This is a genomic window from Actinoalloteichus sp. GBA129-24, from assembly GCF_001941645.1.
Taxonomy (GTDB): Bacteria; Actinomycetota; Actinomycetes; order Mycobacteriales; family Pseudonocardiaceae; genus Actinoalloteichus_A; species Actinoalloteichus_A fjordicus.
The window spans coordinates 1,542,348-1,564,070 of sequence record NZ_CP016077.1 but is presented as its reverse complement, the minus strand read 5'-3'; the positions used below and the strand labels follow the sequence as shown (position 1 = coordinate 1,564,070).

21 protein-coding genes are annotated in these 21,723 nt (G+C 68.5%); 3 read left to right on the top strand and 18 right to left on the bottom strand.

Translation table 11 applies throughout. The features are described 5' to 3' along the window. Window positions 1-188: 188 nt before the first annotated feature. From ehuA to murA, 5 genes are all read right to left on the bottom strand, one after another. Window positions 189-1,004: an ectoine/hydroxyectoine ABC transporter ATP-binding protein EhuA gene (ehuA, locus tag UA75_RS07195; RefSeq protein ID WP_075743510.1), complete on the bottom strand. Its 816-nt coding sequence runs from the start codon at window positions 1,002-1,004 to the stop codon at window positions 189-191. Window positions 1,005-1,036: 32 nt separating this feature from the next. After that, entirely contained in the window at window positions 1,037-1,702 is a 666-nt protein-coding gene (gene ehuD / locus UA75_RS07190; protein ID WP_075739587.1) for an ectoine/hydroxyectoine ABC transporter permease subunit EhuD, read from the bottom strand. Further along, window positions 1,699-2,397, bottom strand: coding sequence for an ectoine/hydroxyectoine ABC transporter permease subunit EhuC (ehuC, locus tag UA75_RS07185; protein WP_198042950.1), 699 nt, complete (start codon window positions 2,395-2,397; stop codon window positions 1,699-1,701). The genes ehuD and ehuC overlap by 4 nt, the downstream gene beginning before the upstream one ends. Window positions 2,398-2,415: 18 nt before the next feature. Next, complete coding sequence (gene ehuB / locus UA75_RS07180; protein WP_075743509.1) at window positions 2,416-3,333, bottom strand: ectoine/hydroxyectoine ABC transporter substrate-binding protein EhuB; 918 nt, start codon at window positions 3,331-3,333, stop codon at window positions 2,416-2,418. A gap of 798 nt (window positions 3,334-4,131) precedes the next feature. Next, complete coding sequence (murA, locus tag UA75_RS07175; protein WP_075739585.1) at window positions 4,132-5,400, bottom strand: UDP-N-acetylglucosamine 1-carboxyvinyltransferase; 1,269 nt, start codon at window positions 5,398-5,400, stop codon at window positions 4,132-4,134. Between the two features lie 61 nt (window positions 5,401-5,461). On the opposite strand from murA, the gene UA75_RS07170 reads away from it, so the two are divergent. Next, on the top strand, window positions 5,462-6,037 hold the full coding sequence (locus UA75_RS07170) for a cob(I)yrinic acid a,c-diamide adenosyltransferase (protein WP_075739584.1): 576 nt from the start codon (window positions 5,462-5,464) through the stop codon (window positions 6,035-6,037). A 718-nt stretch (window positions 6,038-6,755) separates the two neighbouring features. Here the strand turns inward: UA75_RS07170 and UA75_RS07160 are convergent. Together UA75_RS07160 and UA75_RS07155 are read right to left on the bottom strand one after the other, a co-directional pair. Further along, window positions 6,756-7,190 carry a DUF2550 domain-containing protein gene (locus UA75_RS07160; protein ID WP_232237662.1) on the bottom strand — a complete coding sequence of 145 codons (435 nt, stop codon included), beginning with the start codon at window positions 7,188-7,190 and terminating at the stop codon, window positions 6,756-6,758. A gap of 30 nt (window positions 7,191-7,220) precedes the next feature. Continuing rightward, window positions 7,221-7,586 (bottom strand): F0F1 ATP synthase subunit epsilon, encoded by a 366-nt coding sequence (locus tag UA75_RS07155; protein ID WP_075743507.1) that lies wholly within the window; start codon window positions 7,584-7,586, stop codon window positions 7,221-7,223. Between the two features lie 114 nt (window positions 7,587-7,700). Between UA75_RS07155 and UA75_RS07150 the strand changes: the two genes are divergently transcribed. Together UA75_RS07150 and UA75_RS07145 are read left to right on the top strand one after the other, a co-directional pair. Beyond that, window positions 7,701-8,267 (top strand): SigE family RNA polymerase sigma factor, encoded by a 567-nt coding sequence (locus tag UA75_RS07150; protein WP_075739582.1) that lies wholly within the window; start codon window positions 7,701-7,703, stop codon window positions 8,265-8,267. Further along, entirely contained in the window at window positions 8,264-9,667 is a 1,404-nt protein-coding gene (locus UA75_RS07145; protein ID WP_075739581.1) for a hypothetical protein, read from the top strand. The genes UA75_RS07150 and UA75_RS07145 overlap by 4 nt, the downstream gene beginning before the upstream one ends. An 80-nt stretch (window positions 9,668-9,747) precedes the next feature. Here the strand turns inward: UA75_RS07145 and atpD are convergent, their stop codons facing one another. The 11 genes from atpD to UA75_RS07090 all read right to left on the bottom strand — a co-directional run bounded on the left by atpD (window position 9,748) and on the right by UA75_RS07090 (window position 21,036). Continuing rightward, window positions 9,748-11,169 carry a F0F1 ATP synthase subunit beta gene (gene atpD, locus UA75_RS07140; protein WP_075739580.1) on the bottom strand — a complete coding sequence of 474 codons (1,422 nt, stop codon included), beginning with the start codon at window positions 11,167-11,169 and terminating at the stop codon, window positions 9,748-9,750. A 1-nt stretch (window position 11,170) separates the two neighbouring features. Then, the gene (locus tag UA75_RS07135) at window positions 11,171-12,109 is read right to left on the bottom strand and encodes a F0F1 ATP synthase subunit gamma (RefSeq protein WP_075739579.1); all 939 of its coding nucleotides are present in this window, start codon (window positions 12,107-12,109) and stop codon (window positions 11,171-11,173) included. An 11-nt stretch (window positions 12,110-12,120) separates the two neighbouring features. Further along, window positions 12,121-13,770 (bottom strand): F0F1 ATP synthase subunit alpha, encoded by a 1,650-nt coding sequence (gene atpA / locus UA75_RS07130; RefSeq protein WP_075739578.1) that lies wholly within the window; start codon window positions 13,768-13,770, stop codon window positions 12,121-12,123. 70 nt (window positions 13,771-13,840) lie between these two features. Further along, window positions 13,841-14,668: a F0F1 ATP synthase subunit delta gene (locus UA75_RS07125; RefSeq protein WP_075739577.1), complete on the bottom strand. Its 828-nt coding sequence runs from the start codon at window positions 14,666-14,668 to the stop codon at window positions 13,841-13,843. Window positions 14,669-14,723: 55 nt separating this feature from the next. Beyond that, complete coding sequence (locus UA75_RS07120; protein WP_232237661.1) at window positions 14,724-15,266, bottom strand: F0F1 ATP synthase subunit B; 543 nt, start codon at window positions 15,264-15,266, stop codon at window positions 14,724-14,726. Between the two features lie 29 nt (window positions 15,267-15,295). Further along, window positions 15,296-15,571, bottom strand: coding sequence for an ATP synthase F0 subunit C (gene atpE, locus UA75_RS07115; protein ID WP_245856601.1), 276 nt, complete (start codon window positions 15,569-15,571; stop codon window positions 15,296-15,298). Window positions 15,572-15,652: 81 nt separating this feature from the next. Then, window positions 15,653-16,456 carry a F0F1 ATP synthase subunit A gene (gene atpB, locus UA75_RS07110; protein WP_083682994.1) on the bottom strand — a complete coding sequence of 268 codons (804 nt, stop codon included), beginning with the start codon at window positions 16,454-16,456 and terminating at the stop codon, window positions 15,653-15,655. Between the two features lie 310 nt (window positions 16,457-16,766). Continuing rightward, a complete protein-coding gene (locus tag UA75_RS07105) occupies window positions 16,767-17,255 on the bottom strand; it encodes a hypothetical protein (protein ID WP_075739574.1) in 489 nt (162 codons plus the stop codon). Window positions 17,256-17,826: 571 nt separating this feature from the next. After that, complete coding sequence (locus tag UA75_RS07100) at window positions 17,827-18,993, bottom strand: glycosyltransferase family 4 protein (protein ID WP_075739573.1); 1,167 nt, start codon at window positions 18,991-18,993, stop codon at window positions 17,827-17,829. 17 nt (window positions 18,994-19,010) lie between these two features. Then, entirely contained in the window at window positions 19,011-20,294 is a 1,284-nt protein-coding gene (glyA, locus tag UA75_RS07095; RefSeq protein WP_075739572.1) for a serine hydroxymethyltransferase, read from the bottom strand. Between the two features lie 94 nt (window positions 20,295-20,388). After that, window positions 20,389-21,036, bottom strand: coding sequence for an L-threonylcarbamoyladenylate synthase (locus UA75_RS07090; RefSeq protein WP_075739571.1), 648 nt, complete (start codon window positions 21,034-21,036; stop codon window positions 20,389-20,391). Between the last annotated feature and the right edge of the window lie 687 nt (window positions 21,037-21,723).

The window sequence follows — 21,723 nt, the reverse complement described above, 5'->3', positions numbered from 1 at the left end:
GGCCGCGACGCGGTAGCGGACGCCGGACGCCGGACGCCGGACGCCGGACGCCGGACGCCGGACGCCGGACGCCGGACGCCGGACGCCGGACGCCGGACGCCGGACGCCGGACGCCGGACGCCGGACGCCGGACGCCGGGAAGAGTGTGTTCTCCCCGGCATCCGATCGGTCCGTCGACCGTCGTCTGATCAGCTCTCGGCGAGCACCGACTGGAGGAACTTCTGGGTCCGCTCCTGCTTGGGCTCGTCGAAGATCTCGGCAGGCGGCGCCGCTTCGATGATCCGGCCCGCGTCGAACATCAGCACGCGGTTGGAGACGTCCCTGGCGAACTTCATCGCGTGCGTCACGCACAGCATGGTGATGTCGCTGGACCTGGCGACGTCACGCAGCACGTCCAGCACCTCGGCCGCCAGCTCCGGGTCCAGCGCCGAGGTGACCTCGTCCAGCAGCAGGATGTCCGGGTCCATCGCCAGCGCACGGGCGATGGCCACCCGCTGCTGCTGCCCTCCGGAGAGCTGCGAGGGGTAGGCGGAGACCTTGTCGCCCAGCCCCACCATGTCCAGCAGTTCCCTGGCCCGCTCCTCGGCCTCGTCCTTGGACTTGCCCAGGACGTGCACCGGAGCCTCGGTGACGTTGCGCAGCACCCGCATGTTCGGAAACAGGTTGTACTGCTGGAACACCATGGTGATCCGGCCGCGCACCTTGCGGATGTGCGCCTCGCTCGCCGGGGCGAGGCTGCCGTTGCGCTCCTCGTGGAAGAGGTAGTCCTCGCCGACCTTGATGGTGCCGCTGTCCGGCTTGAGCAGGGTCATCAACATCCGCAGGATCGTCGTCTTGCCCGATCCGCTCGGCCCGATCAGCGTGACCCGCTCGCCCGCTCCCACGGAGAACGAGAGGTCGTCGAGCACCACGTTCTTGCCGAAGCGCTTGCTGATGTCGTCGAACCGGATGAAGTCGGCCTGCTTCGGGCCCTTCTCGGCCACGGCGCTGGTCGCCTCGGTCATCGGCTTGCTCCCCTTCTCATTCTTTCCGCCGGTCACGCGGCTCGGACCTGACCGAATCGGCGTTCCAGGATCCTGGCGAGCCAGGACATCACGAGTGCGGTCACCAGGTAGAGGATTCCGGCCATGGTGATCGGCTCCGCGTAGAGGAACGTCTCGGAGCCGATCGCACGGGCCACGGTCAGCATCTCGACCACGGTGATGGCGACGAGCGTCGGCGTGTCCTTGAACATCGCGATCACGTAGTTGGCCAGCGCAGGCATCGCCCGAGGCAGGGCCTGCGGCAGGATCACGCTGGTCCAGGTCCGCCTGACCGGCAGGTTCAGTGCTCGCGCCGCCTCCCACTGGCCGACGGGCACGCCGTCGATGCCCGAGCGGTAGACCTCCGACACGTACGTGGCGTAGTGCACGCCGAGTCCGATCGCGGCGGTCGTCAGGGTGGAGAAGCTGATGCCCACCTCGGGCAGCACGTAGAACAGGAAGAAGAGCTGCACCAGCAACGGGGTGGAGCGGATGAACTCGATGACGATCGACGCGGGAACACTGATCCACAGCTTCGTGCTGCGTCGCAGCAGAGCGAACCCGAGGCCGAGGACGAGCGCGATCAGATACCCGAGCACCGTCGCCTGCAACGCCACGACGAGCCCGTCCAACAGGGCAGGGACCGAGTCCCAGAACACGTCCCAGTTCCATCCGGTCATGCCGAGGCCTCCGTCCTGCGGAAGATGCGGGCGATCATGCCGGGCGGAACCGTCCGGCCGAGCGATGCGGCGGCCCGTCGTTCCAGAAAGCGCATCAACACGGTGAAGATCAACGCGATGACCCCGTAGGCGACCAGCAGGCCGCCGAACACGCCTGCGGTGTTCTGCGTCGAGGCCCGGACGAGCTGCGCGCCGAAGGTCAGGTCGGAGAGGTAGACGATCGACACCAGCGCGCTGGCCTTGAGCAGTTCGATGAGGTTGTTGCTGAAGGCGGGGATCATCGCGACGATCGCCTGCGGCAGCACGACCTTGCGGGTCCGCTGCCACGGGGTGAAGTTCAGGGCCGTGGCGGCCTCGAGCTGGCTCTGCGGGATCGCGCGGATCGCACCGCGCACCACCTCAGCGCCGTAGGCGCCGATGTTCAGTGCCAGGGCGAGGACGCCTGCGAACAACGGTGCCAGCTGGTAGCCGAACCGAGGCATCACGAAGATCAGCCAGAACAACACGATCAGGGCCGACATCCCGCGGAAGGTCTCGGTGTAGAGGAAACCCAGCGCGCGGAGGAACTTCTTCCTGCTCACCCGAGCGAGCCCGGCGGCGAACGCGAAGACGAGGCCGAGCAGGGCACCGAAGACCGTGAGCTGGAGGGTGACCACCAGCCCCTCGATCATGTATTGCCAGAGTCCCGGAGACAACGGGGCAACTCCTTCCGGTCAGGCCAACGGTGCCTGGCACAGTTCTTCGGCGGTCAGGTCCGTCATCTCGTCCTCGGTGAAGCCGAAGGGCTCCACGATCGGCAGGAGCAGACCCTCGCTCTTGAGGGTCGCCAGCTCACTGTTGAAGGACTCGACGATGTTCGCCTCGCCCAGCCGGAAGCCGAACCCGCCCGCACCGTTCTGGTCGACGCCGTCGACCGTCGGAATGAAGGGCGGCTCGGACAGCTCCAGCCCGGAGTCGGGTCTGCCGCCCAACGCCGAGCGCAACGAGAGGGTGGAGAGAAGGAAGGCGTCGGCCCGCCCGGCGGCGACGCCGTCGATGCCGGAGACCTGATCGGGGAAGACCACGATCTGATCCGAGGGGACGCCCACGCCGGTGGCGACCGACTCCTCCACGCCGCCGACGATCACGCCGAGCACGACGTCGGGATTGGCCACGACGTCCTCCAGCGTGGTGAGGCCCAAGGGATTGCCCTCGGGGACCAGGAAGGCGTAAGGCGCGTTGTAGTCGGGGTTGGTGAACAAGATCTGTTCACAGCGGGCGGGCGTGATGTACATGCCTGCGGAGATGACGTCGAACAGCCCGGCGTTGAGGCCGGGAATCAGCGAACTGAAGTCGGCGAGCTTCGGAACGAAGCTGTCGACCCCGAGTCGACGGAAGATCTCCTTGCCGACCTCGGCGGCCTGACCGGTCAGGTCGCCCTCGGAATCGATGTAGGCGAAGGGCGTCTCGTTGGCGAATCCCATCCGGACGTTGCCGCGATCACGCAACTGATCGAGCAGATCGCCACCACCGCCCGCAGTGGAGAGGTCGATCGAGCTGCACCCGGCGACGCCGACGCCGAGCCCGACCGCCAGAAGGCCGCCGGTGGCACCTCGTATGAAGTTTCGTCGGGTGACGTTCGCAGCTAGCACGGAAGGCCGCTCCCCCACTCGGTGACAGGACGATGCGAGTCGTCACGCTGCGGCGACTCGGCGTGTCGAACGTAGGCGGGACACCTGGTGCGGTCAAAGGTAGGCGCTGACCGTAACGCGTGGCGTTATACGAACGAGATAGGAAGTGACGGCGGTCATTCGGCCATCGGATCAAGTCGCAAACTGTGGGTTACCAGCGATTTCACCCGTTTGCCTGACACGATCGCCACCACTGTGCTATATGGGTCACTATTAGGTCACGATCGGCCGCGCGCTCGCCCCCGTGTCGGACCTCACGATTTCGTCCGGCGCCCCGAGCAGTGTGCGAGGAAGGCCGTTCACCAGCCGTAAAGCAGTATTAACACGATCGGGAAAGATCGGCGGGAATGTCGACAACGCTGCGCCGTCGAGTGATTAACCGACTACTGCGTGTTCGCAACAAAAACGGACGTTCCGGACCGCGAGACCGCCTTTTCCCGGAAATGCGCGCGAACCGCCGAGCAGGCGTGGCTTCGGGCTCACCCGAGCGAGTGAGCGGCCAGGGATGATCGGGGACACCGGATTCGAGCCGTGCCGAACGGGACGCTCTGCGGCCGCAGCACCACGGCCGTCGACGCCTGCGCCGAAAAGGCAGACCGCCGCTCCGGAGGCGGAGAGCACGAGAGAGCGCACGACGCCCGGCCCCGCACGACGAAGGGGCCGGGCGTGGACGGGCGTGGGCGGGCAGCGCAGCAGCAGGCAGCGCCCCGGTCGGGTCGCTGCCGCTGACTTCGACGGCGCGAGCGGCTCCGCTCGGGCTCAGCGCTCCGGCGGGGCCGACACTCGTTCCACCGAGGCGCCCAGCGCGACGAGGTTCTCGACGAACCTCGGGTAGCCCCGGTCGATGTGGAAGACGTCCCAGACCTCGGTGACGCCGTCGGCGCACAGTCCGGCGAGCACCAGGCCTGCCCCGGCCCGGATGTCCGAGGCCCATACCGGAGCGCTGGAGAGGCGTTCGACGCCCCGCACGACCGCGTGATGGCCGTCGGTCCGCGCGTCTGCCCCGAGCCGGACCATCTCTTCGACGAACCGGAACCGGGCCTCGAAGACGTTCTCGGTGATCATCGAGGTGCCCTCGGAGACCGCAGACAACACGATGGCCATCGGCTGGAGGTCGGTGGGGAAGCCGGGATAGGGCAGCGTCACGAAGTCCACCGACTGCGGCCGGGTGGCCATGACCACCCGGAAGCCGTCGGTCCTGGTCGTCACCTCGGCGCCCGCCGTGCGCAGCTTGTCCAGCACCAGTTCGAGATGCTGCGGGTTCACCCCGTGCACGTCGACGTCACCGCAGGTGGCGACGGCGGCGATGGCCCAGGTCGCTCCCACGATGCGGTCGCCGATGACCCGGTGCTCGGTGGGCTGCAACGCACTGACGCCGTGCACGGTCAGCGTCGAGGTGCCCGCACCCTCGATCTTGGCGCCCATCTGCTGGAGCATCAGGCAGAGGTCGACGATGTCCGGTTCCCTGGCGGCGTTGTCGATCACCGTCGTCCCGTCGGCCAGCACCGCAGCCATCAGGATGTTCTCGGTGGCGCCCACGCTCGGGAAGTCCAGCCAGATCTGCGCCCCGTGCAGGCCCTCGGCCTCGGCCACCACACAACCGTGCTCGATCTCGCTGGTGGCGCCGAGCTGACGCAGGCCGTTCTGATGCATGTCGAGCGGGCGCGATCCGATCGCGTCCCCGCCCGGCAGCGCCACCACGGCACGCCTGCACCGCCCGACCAGCGGCCCCAGGACGCACACCGATGCCCGCAGCTTGCTCATCGACGCGAAGTCGGCTCGATGGCTCGGCTCGGCGGGGGTGGTGATGGACACCGTGTCGCCCTCGATGGACACCTCACAGCCCAGCCCCCGGAGCACATCCGCCATCAGCGGGACGTCCAGGATCTCGGGACAGTTGGTGATGGTCGTGGTGCCCTCGGCCAACAGCGCAGCCGCCATCAGCTTCAACACGCTGTTCTTGGCTCCGACGACGTCGACCCTGCCGACTAGCCGGGCACCGCCCCGGACCTGGAAGTGCTCGCTCACAGACAAGCAGGGTAGAGGTCGACTCCTCGCCGTCGCCCCACGGGTTCGCTAGGCTGCCCGCATGTCGGTGCACCTGACCAAGATCTACACGCGAACGGGCGATGGCGGTATGACTCGCCTGGGCGATGCCTCCCAGGTGCACAAGACCGACGTGCGGCTGGCCGCCTACGCCGACGTCGACGAGGCGAACTCCGCCATCGGCGTGGCGTTGGCGCTGGGCAGTCCGAGCGAGTCGGTGGTGGCGGTGCTCCGCCAGGTCCAGAACGACCTGTTCGACGTCGGAGCCGACCTCTGCGCGCCGATCGTGCCCGATCCGAAGTATCCCCCGCTGCGGATCACGCAGGCCTACATCGATCGGCTGGAGGGCTGGTGCGACGAGTTCAACGCGGACCTGCCCAAGCTCGACTCCTTCATCCTGCCCGGCGGCACCCCGGCGGCGGCCCTGCTGCACGTGGCCCGCACCGTGACCCGGCGGGCGGAGCGCACGACCTGGGCACTGCTCGCGAGTGATGCGGCCGAGCAGACCAACGCCCTCACCGCCAAGTACCTGAACCGCCTCTCGGACCTGCTGTTCATCCTCTGTCGGGTGGCCAACCCCGACGGCGACGTGAAGTGGAAGCCGGGCGGCGACCAGTAACGGCGACGCCGCGCCCATGCGATCCGCCTGCTGGTGGACCTCGGGCTGCCCGGCAGCGGCGATGCCCGTCCCCAGCGGCAGGCGCGTCGGCGCAGTGGTCTCGTTCGGTGTCGCATCGGTCGCCACCGGCCGTGCCCGACGAGCGTCCGACCACGAAAGCCGCAGCCGTCTCGGACCTGTCGGTCGGACGGGCAGCACAGCCGGCTCACCAGAGGCGGCTACGACGACGGCAGCCGTCCTCATCCAGTCCCGCGCGAGTCAGACGGTGTGTCGCTGGACTGCCTCTCGCCCGTGCCGTCGGCCCGGGGATGCGGCGGCACGGCGCGGGCAGGGGTCACGGCGAGGGCAAGGGTGCCGAGGCGACTGCTCGGCTGACCGGACTTCGGAGCGACTCGGTGACGGCACGCCCACGCCCGACGGCGCACGCGGCTGCGGCGTCAGGTGAGTGCACGGCCTGCCGGTGGTGAGTGTCGACCATGCAGGCGAAAAGGTGGATCACACCGGACGGCTGATTCGCGGCTTGCTGCCCGACATGATCGGAGACACGAGAACGGGGCCGTGGTCGGACACGTGCCGGGTCGCGGGAGTCGACACTCGGCATCAGGCGGCGGGAGAGGCCGCCATACCGGGGTGATGCACCGCAGGCCTCGGACCGAGGCGAGGCGGAAGGCGGCGAGTCTCAGCCGGGAGACGTCAAGAGCGGGACGCTGCTCGGCAGTCAGGAAGCCCAGGGGACGCTGTGGCCGGGCGGCGCCGACTCCAGCCAGGACAGGAATCCGGTCAACGCGTCCTGCGTCATGGCCAGTTCGATCTCGCGCTCGTTGCCCGCACACCGCAGCACCGTCGAGCCGACGGGCATCGCGTAGGCCTCCGGCGCGGAGGGCGCCCGGCGGCTGGAGATCTCCAGGCCGGTGCGCTGGACCACCTGGTCCGGGCCGGAGCGCAGGCTCAGAACCCGGAACCAGAGGAAGTCGTCACCGCGATAGTGGCCCACCCCGAGGTGCCAGCCCCGAGGGCTGTCCTCCAGGCGCGTCCGCAACGCCACGTCGATCCCGCCCGCGCGCCGCAGCAGTCTGATTCTGCGGAGCACGAGTAAGCCCAGTACCAGTGCGGCAGCGAACAGGCCCACTCCGACGGCCTCGACGACCCACACGGCTCGGCCCCCGTCCCCGTCGCGCTGGGCTCAGGCTGCCTGTCCGGCTGCCCGCAGCCTCGCCTTGGCTCGACCCCGGATGTCGGCGTCCTCGCTCTCCAGATCGGCGCGAGCCTGCTCCACGTTCACCTCGGCGGCCAGGTCGGCGTCCTCGGCGAGCACGCTCACCCCGTCGCCGGTGACCGACAGGAAGCCCCCGTGCACCGCGGCGCGGAGGACCTCGCCGGAGGTGGTGGTGATGCGGACCAGGCCGCCCTCGGCAAGCTGGGCCAGCAGCGGTTCGTGATTGGGCAGGATGCCGATCTCGCCCTCGATGGTCTGGGCCACGACGAAGCTCGCCGTACCCGACCAGAGACGACGCTCTACCGCGACAAGCTGGACGGACATCTCTGCCACACGCATCTCCTTCGTCGGCTGCCTCCCCGCAGTCTAGACAACGGACTTCCAACCTTCTCCCCCCTCCCGGTGTCTCTACCTGTGACGTTCACTGAACGAACGAGGGAGTGATGAGTGAGACGACCCGAGGCGGAGTTCGAGGACTTCGTCAGGAGCAGATCGACCGCCCTGTTACGCACGGCATACCTGCTGTGCGGCGGTGACCGGGGCGCCGCCGAGGACCTCCTCCAGGACGTGTTGGAACGCATGTTTGTGCGCTGGTCACGGGTCACGGGCTCGCCGGAGGCCTACGCCAGGGCGGCTCTGGCCAACACCGCCGCCAACCGCTGGCGGCGGCTGTCCCGACGGGTCGCGGAGGTGCCCCTGTCGGAACGCGCCGATGAGGACGAGCACGCCGGGGCCGACGAGACGGTGTCCGACCGAGACGCGGTCTTGCAGGCGCTGCGGGAGCTGCCGCCGAGGATGCGTGCGGTGATCGTCCTGCGGTATTTCGAGGACCTCACCGAGGCCGAGACGGCCCGTGCGCTGGGCTGCGCGGTCGGAACGGTGAAGAGCCAGACCTCGCTCGGGTTGACGAGGCTGCGGCGGGTCTACGCCGAGAACGACCGGGAAGAGAACGACCCGCACGAGAACGACGCGGAATCACTGCGAGCGACACCGTTGAGGGGGGCATTCCGATGACCGAACCGACCAGGCTCACCGAACGGCTGGAGGAGATCGTCTCGGACGTCGAGGCCGACCCGAGCCTCGCGCACCGGGTGCTCTCTCGTGGCAGAGAACGCAGGAGGAAGCGACGGACCATCTTCGGCGCGGCGACGGCCCTCACGGTGGTGCTGGCGGCGGGCACGGCCCTGACGGGCTGGCTGCGCGAGCAAGAGGACGGTGCCGACCCGGTCATTCCCGCCCAGGGGAGGTTCGGCGAACCATCGCCGGTGCTCACCGAACGGCTGACCGGCGAGCCCCGAGGCGATCTCGCCGAGGATGCGGCATTCCTCGCCGAGGCGGAGGCGCTCTGGCGGGAGCAGGCAGCGGACGCGATCACCTGGCTCCGGTACCCCGACGGGCTCGTGCTGACCGGTGAGCCGAACGTCCATGCCGCCTTCGAGACCCCGGCGGGGCCGGTCGCCGTCATCACGCAGGCCATCACGAGAAACGACGTGGAGGCGATCAGCGGCGTGGTGGGGCCGGATGCCCAGGGCCGGACACGAGTGCTCAGCGCCAACCCGGACGGCGGGCGACTCCTGTCGAATTTCGTCGGGCCAGACTCGCGAGTACTCGTCGTCGTCGATGCCGACTGGGGACATGTCTCGCTGTCGGAACACATCGACATCGACCCCGCCACCGGCCTGCCCACCCGCCACTGGCGGGAGGTCCCGCTCGACGATCACATCGGGATCGCGGAGCTGGACTCACCGAGCCCTCCAGAAGGTCTTGATCTGTCCCCGACGCCGGAGGGCAGCATGTTCGACGGCGGGCCCGCAGGCAGGGCCGTCCAACCCATGTTTCCCGAGGGCCGTCGTGGCGACCACGATGAGCCGATAGGTCACCAGACCACGTATCCCGGCCCGCTGCTCGCGGGCACCTCATCCGACGAGGACGGTCGCCCGCAGGCGATTATCGAGGTCGGCCAGATCGCCGATCGATCCCTGATCAGGAATCCGAGTAGGCGCCTCTTCGGTGCACTCACCGAGGCTGGCGTGATCGCCCCCCTAACTTCTAGCTTTTCCGAACTGGCCGCATTGGCGCTGCCCGACGGGCGAACTGCGCTGATCACCAACGTGAGCTATGGCCCCACCGCACCGCACCTCTACGCCGTGATCGTCGATGGAGCGGAGCACGAAGTCGTCTACGGCGGCCCGATCGACGTCGAGTCGCCGCTGCCGGTCGCCCTGCGGTTGCCCGATGACCAGGGCTGGGCGGTGTTCGACCATGAGTCGGAGCTGCGCTACCGCGACAGCCCCGACGCCGAGTGGCGGGACGCCCGGGCCGAACAGGGTGCGGCGCTGCTGCCGCCCACCGCCGTCCAGGTCGAGGTACGCGACGCCGACGGCGGCAGCGTGGTCGTCGATCTCGACGACTGACGCATCCGCCGGGCATCACCGACAGAACGAACGGGCCGGACCCCCATTGGGAGTCCGGCCCGTCTCGCGTGCTGTGCGGCTTACTTGGAGAGCTCCTGGTGCCTGCGCTCCAGGTCCTCCAGACCACCGATGGAGAGGAAGGCCTGCTCCGGAACGTGGTCGTACTCGCCCTTGGCGATCTTGTCGAAGGCCTCGATGGTGTCCTTCGTGTCGACGAAGGACCCCTCCTGGCCGGTGAACTTCTGCGCCACGAAGAAGTTCTGCGACAGGAACCGCTCGATGCGCCGCGCCCGGTTCACCGTCAGGCGGTCTTCCTCGGACAGCTCGTCGAGACCGAGGATCGCGATGATGTCCTGCAGCTCCTTGTTCTTCTGCAGAATCCGCTTGACCTCCTGGGCCACCCGGTAGTGCTCGTCGCCGACCACCGAGGGGTCCAGAATCCGCGAGGAGGACGTCAGCGGGTCGACCGCCGGGTAGATGCCCTTCTGCGAGATCGGCCGGGACAGCTCCGTGGTCGCGTCCAGGTGGGCGAAGGTCGTCGCCGGGGCCGGGTCGGTGTAGTCGTCCGCGGGCACGTAGATCGCCTGCATCGAGGTGATCGAGCGACCCCGCGTCGAGGTGATCCGCTCCTGGAGTTCACCCATCTCGTCGGCCAGCGTCGGCTGGTAACCCACGGCCGAGGGCATCCGGCCCAGCAGGGTGGACACCTCCGAACCCGCCTGGGTGAACCGGAAGATGTTGTCGATGAACAGCAGCACGTCCTGGTTCTGGACGTCCCGGAAGTACTCGGCCATGGTCAGCGCGGACAGCGCGACCCGCATACGCGTGCCGGGCGGCTCGTCCATCTGACCGAACACCAGCGCGGTGTCCGGGAGAACGCCCATCTCCTCCATCTCGAGGAAGAGGTCGGTGCCCTCACGGGTCCGCTCGCCGACGCCTGCGAACACCGAGGTGCCGCCGAAGTTGCGGGCGATACGGGTGATCATCTCCTGGATGAGCACCGTCTTGCCGACACCGGCACCGCCGAACAGGCCGATCTTGCCGCCCTTGACGTACGGGGTCAGCAGGTCGATCACCTTCACGCCGGTGACCAGGACCTCGGTCTTGCCCTCGAGCTGGTCGAATGCCGGGGGCTTGCGGTGGATGCCCCAGCGCTCGACGTCGTCGGCGTGGCCGGGCTTGTCCAGGCACTCGCCGAGCGCGTTGAACACGTGACCCTTGACCGCGTCGCCGACCGGCACCGAGATGGCCGCGCCGGTGTCGCGCACCGGAGCACCTCGGACCAGACCGTCGGCCTGCTGCATCGAGATCGTGCGAACCATGTTGTCACCGAGGTGCTGTGCGACCTCGAGCGTCACGGTCTTCTTCATCTGCTCGAAGGTGATCTCCACCTTCAGAGCGTTGAACAGGGCGGGCACCTCGCCACGGGGGAACTCGACGTCGACGACCGGGCCGATCACCCGGACGACGCGACCGGTGCCAACAGCGGTAGCAGCCGTCATCTCACTCATCACTTCCTGCCGCGGCGAGCGCGTCAACGCCACCGACGATCTCGCTGATCTCCTGGGTGATCTGGGCCTGGCGGGCCTGGTTGGCCTGCGTCGACAACGCTGTGATCAGCTCGTTGGCGTTGTCAGTCGCCGCCTTCATCGCCGTCCGGCGTGATGCCGACTCCGATGCCGCCGCCTCCAGCATCGCGGCGAACAGCCGCGTGTTGATGTACTTCGGCAGCAGCGCGTCCATCAGCGTCTCGGCATCCGGCTCGAACTCGTACGAGGGAGGCGGGGCGGTCGAGGTCTCGCCCTCCTCGACGTACTCGACCTCCAGCGGCGCCAGCCGGTGGGCCACCGGCCGCTGGGTGAGCATCGACCGGAACTCGGTGTAGACGATGTGCAGCTCGTCCACGCCGAGGACGCCGTCGGAGCCCGCCGAGTCGTCCTCGTCGTCCGCGCCTGCCAAGAATGCCTCGACCAGCGTGTTGCCGACCTTGGCCGCGTCCGTGTACTCGGGACGCTCGGAGAAGCCGGTCCACGAGTCGGCGACCTCACGGCCCCGGAAGCTGAAGTACTTCAGCCCCTTGCGGCCGACCACGTAGAGCACCGGGGTCTTGCCCTGTTCCCGGAGCAGAGACTGCAGCTCCTCCGCCGCCCGGATCACGTTGGCGTTGTACCCGCCGCACAGACCCCGATCGCTGGTGACCACCAGCACGCCCGCGCGCTTGGGCTGCTTGCGCTCGACCAGCATCGGGTGGTCGAGCGTCGCGGCCCCCGCGAGGGCGGACAACACGCTGGTGATCTCGTCGGAGTAGGGACGGGCCGCCTGGACTCTCGCCTGGGCCTTGCTGATCCGTGAAGTGGCGATCAGCTCCTGCGCCTTGGTGATCTTCCTCATCGCCTGCGTCGAGCGAATCCGCTGACGCAGCTCACGTATCTGGGCAGCCATCCGTCACCACGTCACTTCTTGGCCGGAGCCGGTCGGTGAACCTTCACGGACTCCTGACCGACGTTCTCGGCTTCCATCGCCTCGGCCTCGGCCTCGCGCACCACGACCGACGAGCCGTCGGAGGCGGTGAACTGCTCCTTGAACTCGTTGATCGCCGCCGTGAGCCGCTCCTCGTTGTCCGAGGAGAGCTTCTTGGTCTCGACGATCTCGCCCAGGATGCCCTCGTGCTTGCGACGGAGGAAGTCGTGCAGCTCCGACTCGAAGCGACGCACGTCCGCGATCGGCACCGAGTCCAGGTAACCCTTGGTACCCGCGTAGATCGAGACGATCTGCTCCGCCACCGGCACCGGGGAGTAGGCGTCCTGCCGCAGCAGCTCCATGAGGCGGGAGCCTCGGTCGAGCTGTGCCTTGGAGGAGGCGTCCAGGTCGGAGGCGAAGGCCGAGAACGCCTCCAGCTCGCGGAACTGCGACAGGTCGATCCGCAGCGTTCCGACGACCGTCTTCATCGCCTTGGTCTGCGCGGCGCCGCCGACTCGGGAGACCGAGACACCCACGTTGATGGCGGGACGCTGACCGGCGTTGAACAGGTCGGACTCGAGGAAGACCTGACCGTCGGTGATGGAGATGACGTTGGTCGGGATGTAGGCCGACACGTCGTTGGCCTTGGTCTCGATGATCGGCAGACCGGTCATCGAGCCTGCGCCGAGCTCGTCGGAGAGCTTCGCGCACCGCTCCAGCAGCCGCGAGTGCAGGTAGAACACGTCACCGGGGTAGGCCTCACGGCCCGGCGGGCGACGCAGCAGCAGCGAGATGGCGCGGTAGGCCTCCGCCTGCTTGGTCAGGTCGTCGAACACGATCAGGACGTGCTTGCCCTGGTACATCCAGTGCTGGCCGAGGGCCGAGCCGACGTACGGGGCGATCCACTTGAAGCCCGCCGAGTCCGATGCCGGGGCGGCGACGATGGTGGTGTACTCCAGCGCGCCCGCCTCCTCCAGCGCGGCCTTGACGCCCGCGATGGTGGAGCCCTTCTGCCCGATCGCGACGTAGATGCAGCGCACCTGCTGCGTCGGGTCGCCGGTCGCCCAGTTGGCCTTCTGGTTGATGATCGTGTCGACGCAGACCGTGGTCTTGCCGGTCTTACGGTCGCCGATGATCAACTGTCGCTGGCCACGACCGATCGGGGTGATCGCGTCGATGGCCTTGATACCGGTCTGCATCGGCTCGCCGACCGGCTGCCGCTGCACGACCGAGGCGGCCTGCAGCTCCAGCGGGCGGGTGGTCTCGGCGACGATCTCGCCGAGTCCGTCGATGGGCGCACCCAGCGGGTCGATCACCCGGCCGAGGAAGTTGTCGCCCACGGGCACGGACAGCACCTGTCCGGTCCGCTTGACCTCCTGGCCTTCCTCGATGGTGTCGTAGTCACCGAGGATGACCGCGCCGATCTCCCTGGCCTCCAGGTTCAGCGCCACGCCGAGCACGCCGCCGGGGAACTCCAGCAGCTCGTTGGTCATCGCCGAGGGCAGGCCCTCGACATGGGCGATGCCATCGCTGGTGTCGACGACGACGCCGACCTCTTCCCGGTTGACCTCCGGGGAGTAGCTGGAGACGTACTTCTCGATCGCACTGCGGATCTCGTCCGACGAGATCGTCAGCTCCGCCATGTCGTTCCTGCTCTCGCTTCGTTCTCAGGCATTGTCGGGTTTGCGGTGGGTCGTGATCGAGGCGTCGTGGTCAGCCCGCGAGCCGACGACCGAGCGCGGCCAGCCGCCCTGCGGCGGTGCCGTCGATCACCTCGTCGCCGACTCGGATCAGCAGTCCACCGCCCACCGTCGGGTCCACCTCCAGGTGCAAAGCCACCTGACGTGCATAGATTCGGCTCAGCGTCGCGATCAGCCTGGTCTGCTGCGCCTCGGTGAGGGGCACGGCAGTCCGTACGTGGGCGACCGAGCGCTCTCGCCGGGCGGCAGCCGCACCGGCGAGCTCGTCGATCTCCTCGACCACGTCACCGCCGCGCAGGCGGTGCAACAGGTCTTCCACCAGCGCCAGGGTCACCGACTCGACCTTGTCGGCCAGCAGACCGCGCACCAGCGCGGTCTTGCCGCCGACGTTCCCAGCCGGATCGGCGAGCAGCTGTTCGAGATCGGACCTGCTCGCCACGATGCGACCGAGCCGGAACAGCTCGTCCTCCACCGCGTCGAGGCGTCCGTTCTTCTCCGCACTGATCAGCAACGCGGTCCGGCCGAGCAGCACGATGCCGTGGACCAGCTCACGCGGGCTGGACCAGCGAGCGCCGACCGCAGCGGCCAGCACCGCGAACGACCGCTCGCCGACCTTCTCGCCGAGCACTGCCCGGATGAGGCCCTCGCGGGTGGCGGACTCGGCGGAGGCGTCCGCCACGGCCCGCCGCAGTCCGGCCTCGCGGCCGAGCAGGCGAGCCACCGCGCTCAGGTCCTCGCCCAGCCCGGCCGCCGCCTCGGCGGTCGCGCCGTCGAGTTCGGCGAACAGCCGTCGCTCGGCTTCGGCGAAGGCGTCTCGACTCGCGGCGTTGAGTATGGTCACCGCAATCTCACCGTCCTCATCTCTGGCTGGCCCGTGCGCTGTTCACGGCATTCGTTCACGACTTGGCCGGCGCCGACACGGAGTCCAGCTCGTCGAGGAACCGGTCCACGGTCCCCCGCTGCCGGGCCTCGTCCTCCAGGGACTCGCCGACCACTCGTCCGGCCAGGTCGACCGCGATGCGCCCCAGATCGCCCCGGAGCTCCGTGACGATCTGCGCCCGCTGCGCGTCGAGCTGAAGCTGACCCTGCGCGAGGATGCGCGCGGACTCCTCCTGAGCACGCTGCCGCATCTCCTCGACGATCTGCTCGCCCTCGGCCCGAGCGTCGTCCCGAATCCGGGCCGCCTCGGAACGCGCCTCGGCGAGCTGGGCCTTGTACTGCTCCAGCAGCTCCGCGGCCTCGGCCTGCGCGGCCTCCGCCTTGGCGATGCCGCCTTCGATCTTCGCCGAACGCTCGTCGAGCAGGGCGCCGAAGCGGGGCATCACGAACTTCCAGAAGAGGAAGGCGATGATGACGAAGCAGACCAGGGACCAGATGATGTCGTACGAGGCAGGCAGGAGCGGGTTCTGTGCCTCCGCCAACACTGCGTCAATAGCCACGTTGGTCACCTAACTCGTTGAGTGTCGGCTCAGCCGAGGCCGCCGAAGAGGATGCCCGCGACCAGGCCGAGCAGGCCGAGCAGCTCGACGAAGGCGATACCGAGGATCATGGTGGTACGCAGCTGGCCCGCGATCTCGGGCTGACGGGCCATGCTCTCGACGGTCTTCCCGACCAGGATGCCGATACCGAGGGCCGGGCCGAGCGTCGCGAGGCCGTAGCCGATGGTCGCGATGTTTCCGGTGATGCCGGCCTGACCTTCGGTCGTCTGGGCGAGGATGTCGACCGACTGCGCGAGGATGTCCACTTTCCTGTCTTCCCTTTCCTTTGGCCCCTCGACAGTCCTGCCGAGAGGTCGTTCCTGACTCCGCTCTGACGCTGCCCGCTCTTAGTGCTCGGCGTGCTGCGAGAGATCGATGTAGACCGCGGCGAGCAGAGTGAAGATGTAGGCCTGCAGGACGGCGACCATGATCTCAAAGAGGGTGAATGCGAAACCCATGGTCAGGGTGAGCAGGCCAGCAGGCGCGATCAAGGCGGAGCCCGCCTCGAAGAACAAAAAATGGGTGGCTGAGAAGAACAGCACCAGGATGATGTGACCGGCGAGCATGTTCGCCAGGAGTCGCACCGTGAGCGAGAACGGCCGGACCACGAAGGCCGAGGCGAACTCGATCGGGATCATGATCGGCGCCATCCACCCGGGGACCCCCGGCGGCATCACGGTGTTCTTCAGGAACGCTCCGCCGCCCTGGGCCTTGATGCCCGCGACGATGAAGACCACCCAGACGAAGAGGGCCATCACCAGTGGGAAGCCGATGAGACTGGTGGCGCCGATGTTGAGGAACGGGATGACTCCGGTGATGTTCATCCCGACGATGCCGAAGAACAAGATCATCAGCACCGGAAGGAACCGGCGTCCCTGGACCTTGCCGAGGATCTCCTCGGCGATCTGCAACCGGACGAAGTCCAGGCACCACTCGGCGAAGTTCTGCAGGCCACGCGGCACCAGCCTGGTGCGACGCAGCGCGAAGATGAAGAACAACGACAACGCCAGCACCACGAGCAGGCGGATCAGCATGATGCGGTTGATCTCGAAGATGGTGCCTTCGAACAGGACCGCAGCGGGGTAGAACTCCTCCAGGCCCGGCGCGTGGAACTCGGGCGCTCCGCCTGCGGCCAGCGTGGCGGCCAACACTTGCGCGTTCAGTGTGGTCTCCCTGGTCGGAGCCGGCTGTCGATCCAGCCCGGCCGAAACGGACGTCGATGATGGGGCACACCGGGGCCATGCTCAAGCAGAGTTACGAAGTGTCGGCCTGGAGCGTGTCCACAGTGAACCTGCGTGATCCGGACATCGCGGCTGCGATACGGACGTAGGTGACAGACCGAACAGGTGCCCTCACCCATTTGGGGAGAATGTCCGTTCGATCTCATCCTGAGGCGAACACTACCAATCGCCGGTCAGAACCTCGAACACCAGGGTCATCACGCTCACCTAACCTCCGTGGTCAGGCGCTCCTGTCACCCATTGGCGAGACGCCGGTCACATCCATTTCGTCACCTTCGGTGGCCTTTGCGGCACTCGATGGGTTCGGATCGACATACAGGGTCTTCGCTCGGAGCAACGCCCGCGTCTGCACGGCGAGGATGCCGACCACCGTCACCACGAGGACGGCGAACAGCACGCCCCGCGAGTAGAAGTCCTGGTCACGGATCAGGAAGAGCACCACGAAGAGGACCACCATCTTGCCGCCCCAGGAACCGAGGACGGCGGCGGCCATGGCCACCGGGGAGGCATTGGCGGTCGCGAGGGTGGCCACCAGCGTGACCAGCAGGAAGCCTGCGGCTATCGCGACACCCAGCACCGCGCCCCAGACACCCGACAGGTCGGCGACCAACCAGCCGATGCCCACTGCGGGCAGGGCGAGGATCAGCGCCGCGAACGAGGCCTGCCGCAGGGCCGAGCGCAGCGCTTCCGTCGTGGAGACAGCGGTCACCGGGGACTCCTCTTTCGTGCGGTCATTCACCCATTGTGCCCAATACGCCCACCGGCCCACACCACCGGCGGCCGGGAGCGGCCCGGCTTCGGCATCACCCGCCCGACGCCGACGACGTGGCGGGCGCTCGGGAATGGCGGATTCCGGTCGTCGTCACTGAACACGCCCTTCGGCGGCGAGTCGGCGCTGACCAGCGCCGACTCCATCAACCTTGCGTCGGGCCGCCGCGCGGCTGCCTGTGTCGAGGGGACGACTCCGACGACGTGACTCGCCCGCCGAGTCCGGCGCGGAGTGGAACATTCGGCGAACTCTTGTCGAACATCGACTCGCCCGCGTCACCCGCCGGAGCATCACACGGGCGTCGACCGACGGCCGGGCGGATAGGCAGCCGAGCGGTTCTCGGACGGCCGCCTGCGCCCGAACGAGACCCGGTGCGGTGCGCCGTCGACCGGGCTACCCGCAGGTGCACCGGCCGGGATTCCCGCGACCAGGCGTGGCCCGACCGGCCGCCGCCGGATCGGGCCCGATCCCCGCCTGGGCGCGTCCCGGCCGGACGCGCCACACGCCTCGCTCAGCTCGGCTGAGCCCGATCCCGACGCCGAGCCCGCAGCCTCGGGATCGCCGAGGTGATGACCACGATGATCAGCGCCGCGCCCATGCCCCAGCCGACCACGACGGGTTCGAACAGGGTCAACGCCACGGCGCCGAAGGCCAGCACGCCTGCCCACAAGTAGATGAGCAGCACCGCGCGCCGCTGCGAGTGACCGATCTCCAGCAGCCGATGATGCAGGTGCATCTTGTCGGCGCTGAACGGACTCTGGCCGCGTCGAGTCCGCCGGACCACGGCCATGATGAGGTCGAGCATCGGCAGGAAGAGCACCGCCGCCACCACCACCAGCGGCGAGAGCAGCGCCAGCGCGTCGGAGCCGCCGTACCGGGAGTAGTCGATCCGTCCCGAGGCCGTCGTGCTGGCCGCCACCAGCATCAGGCCGATCAGCATCGACCCGGAGTCGCCCATGAACAGCTTCGCGGGCTGGAAGTTGTAGGGCAGGAACCCGAGACACCCGCCCGCCAGCGTCGCGGCGATCAACGCGGGCGGATAGGCCACGACATCCTCGAGCAGGGTCATCGAGAAGGCCCAGATCGCCAGGGCGGAGATCAGGCCGATCCCCGCCGCGAGCCCGTCGAGGCCGTCGACGAAGTTCATCGCGTTGATCATCGCCACCGCGAGCAGGACGGTCAGGACGCCGCCCTGGTTGTCGCTGAGCGAGAGCAGCGATCCGACGCCGCCGTCGACCCCGCCCCAGGGCACCCAGAAGAAGAACCACTGGACACCGTAGAGCACCAGAATCCCCGCCGCGGTGACCTGGCCTGCGAGTTTCGTCAGCGAGTCGAGTTCGAAACGGTCGTCGAGTCCGCCGATCATCACGATCACCGCACCCGCGACGATCACCGCGATGATGTCGTTGGAGTACTCGAACGCTCGGCTGAGCACCGGCAGCCGGAAGGCGAGCAGCATCCCGGCGAGAACGCCGATGAAGATGGCGATCCCGCCCATCCTCGGCATCGGCTTGACGTGCACGTCACGTTGCCGAGGATGGGCGACCGCGCCGACCTTGATGGCGAAGAGCCGGATCACCCCGGTGATCAGGAAGGTCACCGCCGCCGCCGTCAGGCAGACCAGCAGGTATTCCCGAACAGGCAGTCCCACTGGGACGAAAGCGGACGGAACGCCCACGGAACTTCCTTGTCAGCTCAGGCGGGGCGCGGGTAGGCGGGGTGGGCGGCGACGAGTTCACCGACGGCGGAGGCGACCTCGGCCAGCTCGGCGTCTCCCGCCTGCGTGCCGGGCTCGGCCCGCACCGCGCGGGCGATCAGCGAGCCGATCTGGGCCATGTCGGCCTCGACCATGCCCTGGGTGGTGACCGACGGGGAGCCGACCCGGATGCCGGAGGCGGTCATCGGCTTCTCGGGGTCGTACGGAATGGCGTTCTTGTTCAGGGTGATGTTCGCGGCGTCGGCCCGCTGTTCGGCCTGGGCGCCGGTCACGCCGAGCCCTCGGAGGTCGATCAGGGCCAGGTGGGTGTCGGTGCCGCCGGAGACGGCCCGCATGCCCTCGGCCTCCAACGACTTGGCCAGCGCGCCCGCGTTGGTGACGACCTGCGCGGCGTAGGCCTCGAACTCCGGGGTGGCCGCCTCCTTGAGCGCCACCGCCTTGCCTGCGATGGAGTGCATCAGCGGCCCGCCCTGGTTGAACGGGAAGATGGCCTTGTCGATGGCCTTCGCGTGCTCCTCGCGGCTGAGGATCATGCCGCCGCGCGGTCCCCGCAGGACCTTGTGCGTGCTGAAGGTGACGACGTCGGCGTAGGGCACGGGCGACGGGATCGCCTTGCCTGCCACCAGTCCGATGAAGTGCGCCGCGTCGACCATCAGGATGGCGCCGACCTCGTCGGCGATCTCCCGGAACGCGGCGAAGTCGATCAGCCGGGCGTACGCGGTGGCGCCCGCGATGATGATCTTCGGCTGATGCTCCCTCGCCAGGTCGCGGACCTGGTCGTAGTCGATCAGCTCGGTGTCCTTGCGGACGCTGTAGGAGACCGGGTTGAACCACTTGCCCGAGAAGTTGACCTTCGAGCCGTGCGTCAGGTGCCCGCCCTGCTTGAGGTCCATCGCGAGGATGGTGTCGCCCGGCTTGGCGAAGGCCGCGTAGGCGGCGATGTTCGCGCTGGCACCGGAGTGCGGCTGCATGTTGACGTGCTCGGCGCCGAAGAGCTCCTTCGCGCGCTCGATGCCGATCAGCTCGGCCTTGTCGACCTCCGCGCAGCCGCCGTAGTAACGACGACCGGGGTAGCCCTCCGCGTACTTGTTCGACAGTGTCGAACCCAGTGCGGCCAGCACGGCCGGACTGGTCAGGTTCTCACTGGCGATGAGCTGGAGGCCGCCGCGCAGCCGGCCCAACTCACCCAGGACGACGTCGGCGATCTCCGGATCGGATGACTGGAGGGCACCGAAGTCCGGGCCCCAGAACGGCGTGCTCACTTCTGCTTGCTCCTCGCGCCTGGCTCAACGACGTGCGAATGCTTCGGCAACGCTACTCGGAGCGGCCGGCGCTGGGGAAACCGGCCGTTCAAGATCATTCGACCGCGATGTCGACGCCGAGTGCCTCGGAGATCTCCGCCGTCGAGACGGCGCCCTCCCGCAGCACCCTCGGCGATCCGCCGGTGAGATCGACGATCGTGGAGGCGACCGCGTGCTCGGCCGCTCCGCCGTCGAGATAGACCCGGACGTCGTCGCCGAGCTGATCGCGGGCGGCCTCCGCCGTCGTCGCGGGCGGGCGACCCGAGCGGTTCGCGCTGGAGACGGCCATCGGGCCGACGTCGCGAAGCAGTTCGAGCGCGACCGGGTGCAGCGGCATCCGCAGCATCACCGTGCCGCGAGTCCGGCCCAGGTCCCAGGCCAGTGACGGCGCGTGCGGCAACACCAGCGACAACCCGCCGGGCCAGAAGGCCTCGATCAGGGTGCGGGCCGAGCGCGGAACGGTCAGCACGAGGCCGTCGATGGTCGACCAGGAGCCGACCAGCACCGGGACGGGCATGTCCGGGCCCCGGCCCTTCGTACTGAGCAGGGAGCGCACGGCGTCCGCGTCGAAGGCGTCGCAGCCGATGCCGTAGAGCGTGTCGGTGGGCAGCACCACCAGTTGACCGGCGCGCACCGCGTCGGCGGCGGCGGCCAGCCCTGCCTGCCGGGTGTCCGAGCTGTTGCAGTCGTAGCTGATGCTCACCGGACGATCCTGGCACTCACCGGTCCGGGCGCGGTCAGGGGGCCGGAGCGAAGGGGTTCGGCGCGGCGCGGGGCCGGCGTGAGTCCGGTGTGGGGAACGGGTCCGGCAGCGCGGCGAGTCGGGCGTCGACGGTGCGCAGCGCGTGTCCGCGGAGGCCGGAGTCAGGTGCGGGTCGCCGGTTCGTGAATCCCGCGATCGCCGGGGTCGGCCGCGGTGAACCGACTCGCCTGCGGCCCGCCGCACGGGCTCACCGGAGAGCGGCAGCCGACGGGTGCGGACGAGGTGACGTCCGAGACCGAGGCGGGCCGAACACGCTGCCCGGGGGCGGCGGGTCCGTCTCGGTCTCGGACGTCTGCGATGCGGGTAAGACTCAGTCGTCGTCCCCGCCCCGGAGGAAGCGGCGTGCCGCACGCCTGCCTGCTCGGCGTTCATCGCGGTTGGCGGTCTTGTTCATCCGCTGTCGCTCATTGCGGCAGAAGCGATGCGGACAACCGGAACAACACGTGCGGCCGAACGGCGAGAAGCTGTCGGTCTCCCATCGGCAACGGGTGTCGGTCTCCTCCCGCGTCGGACGTGGCGGGAGGTCACAGGTGCCGAAGCGGTGATCATGAATCGGAGGGGCGGCGTGCTCGATGCAGCGCACCCACATCGGTTTCGTCCTGTCCGAACGGGACATCTCGTTCTTTC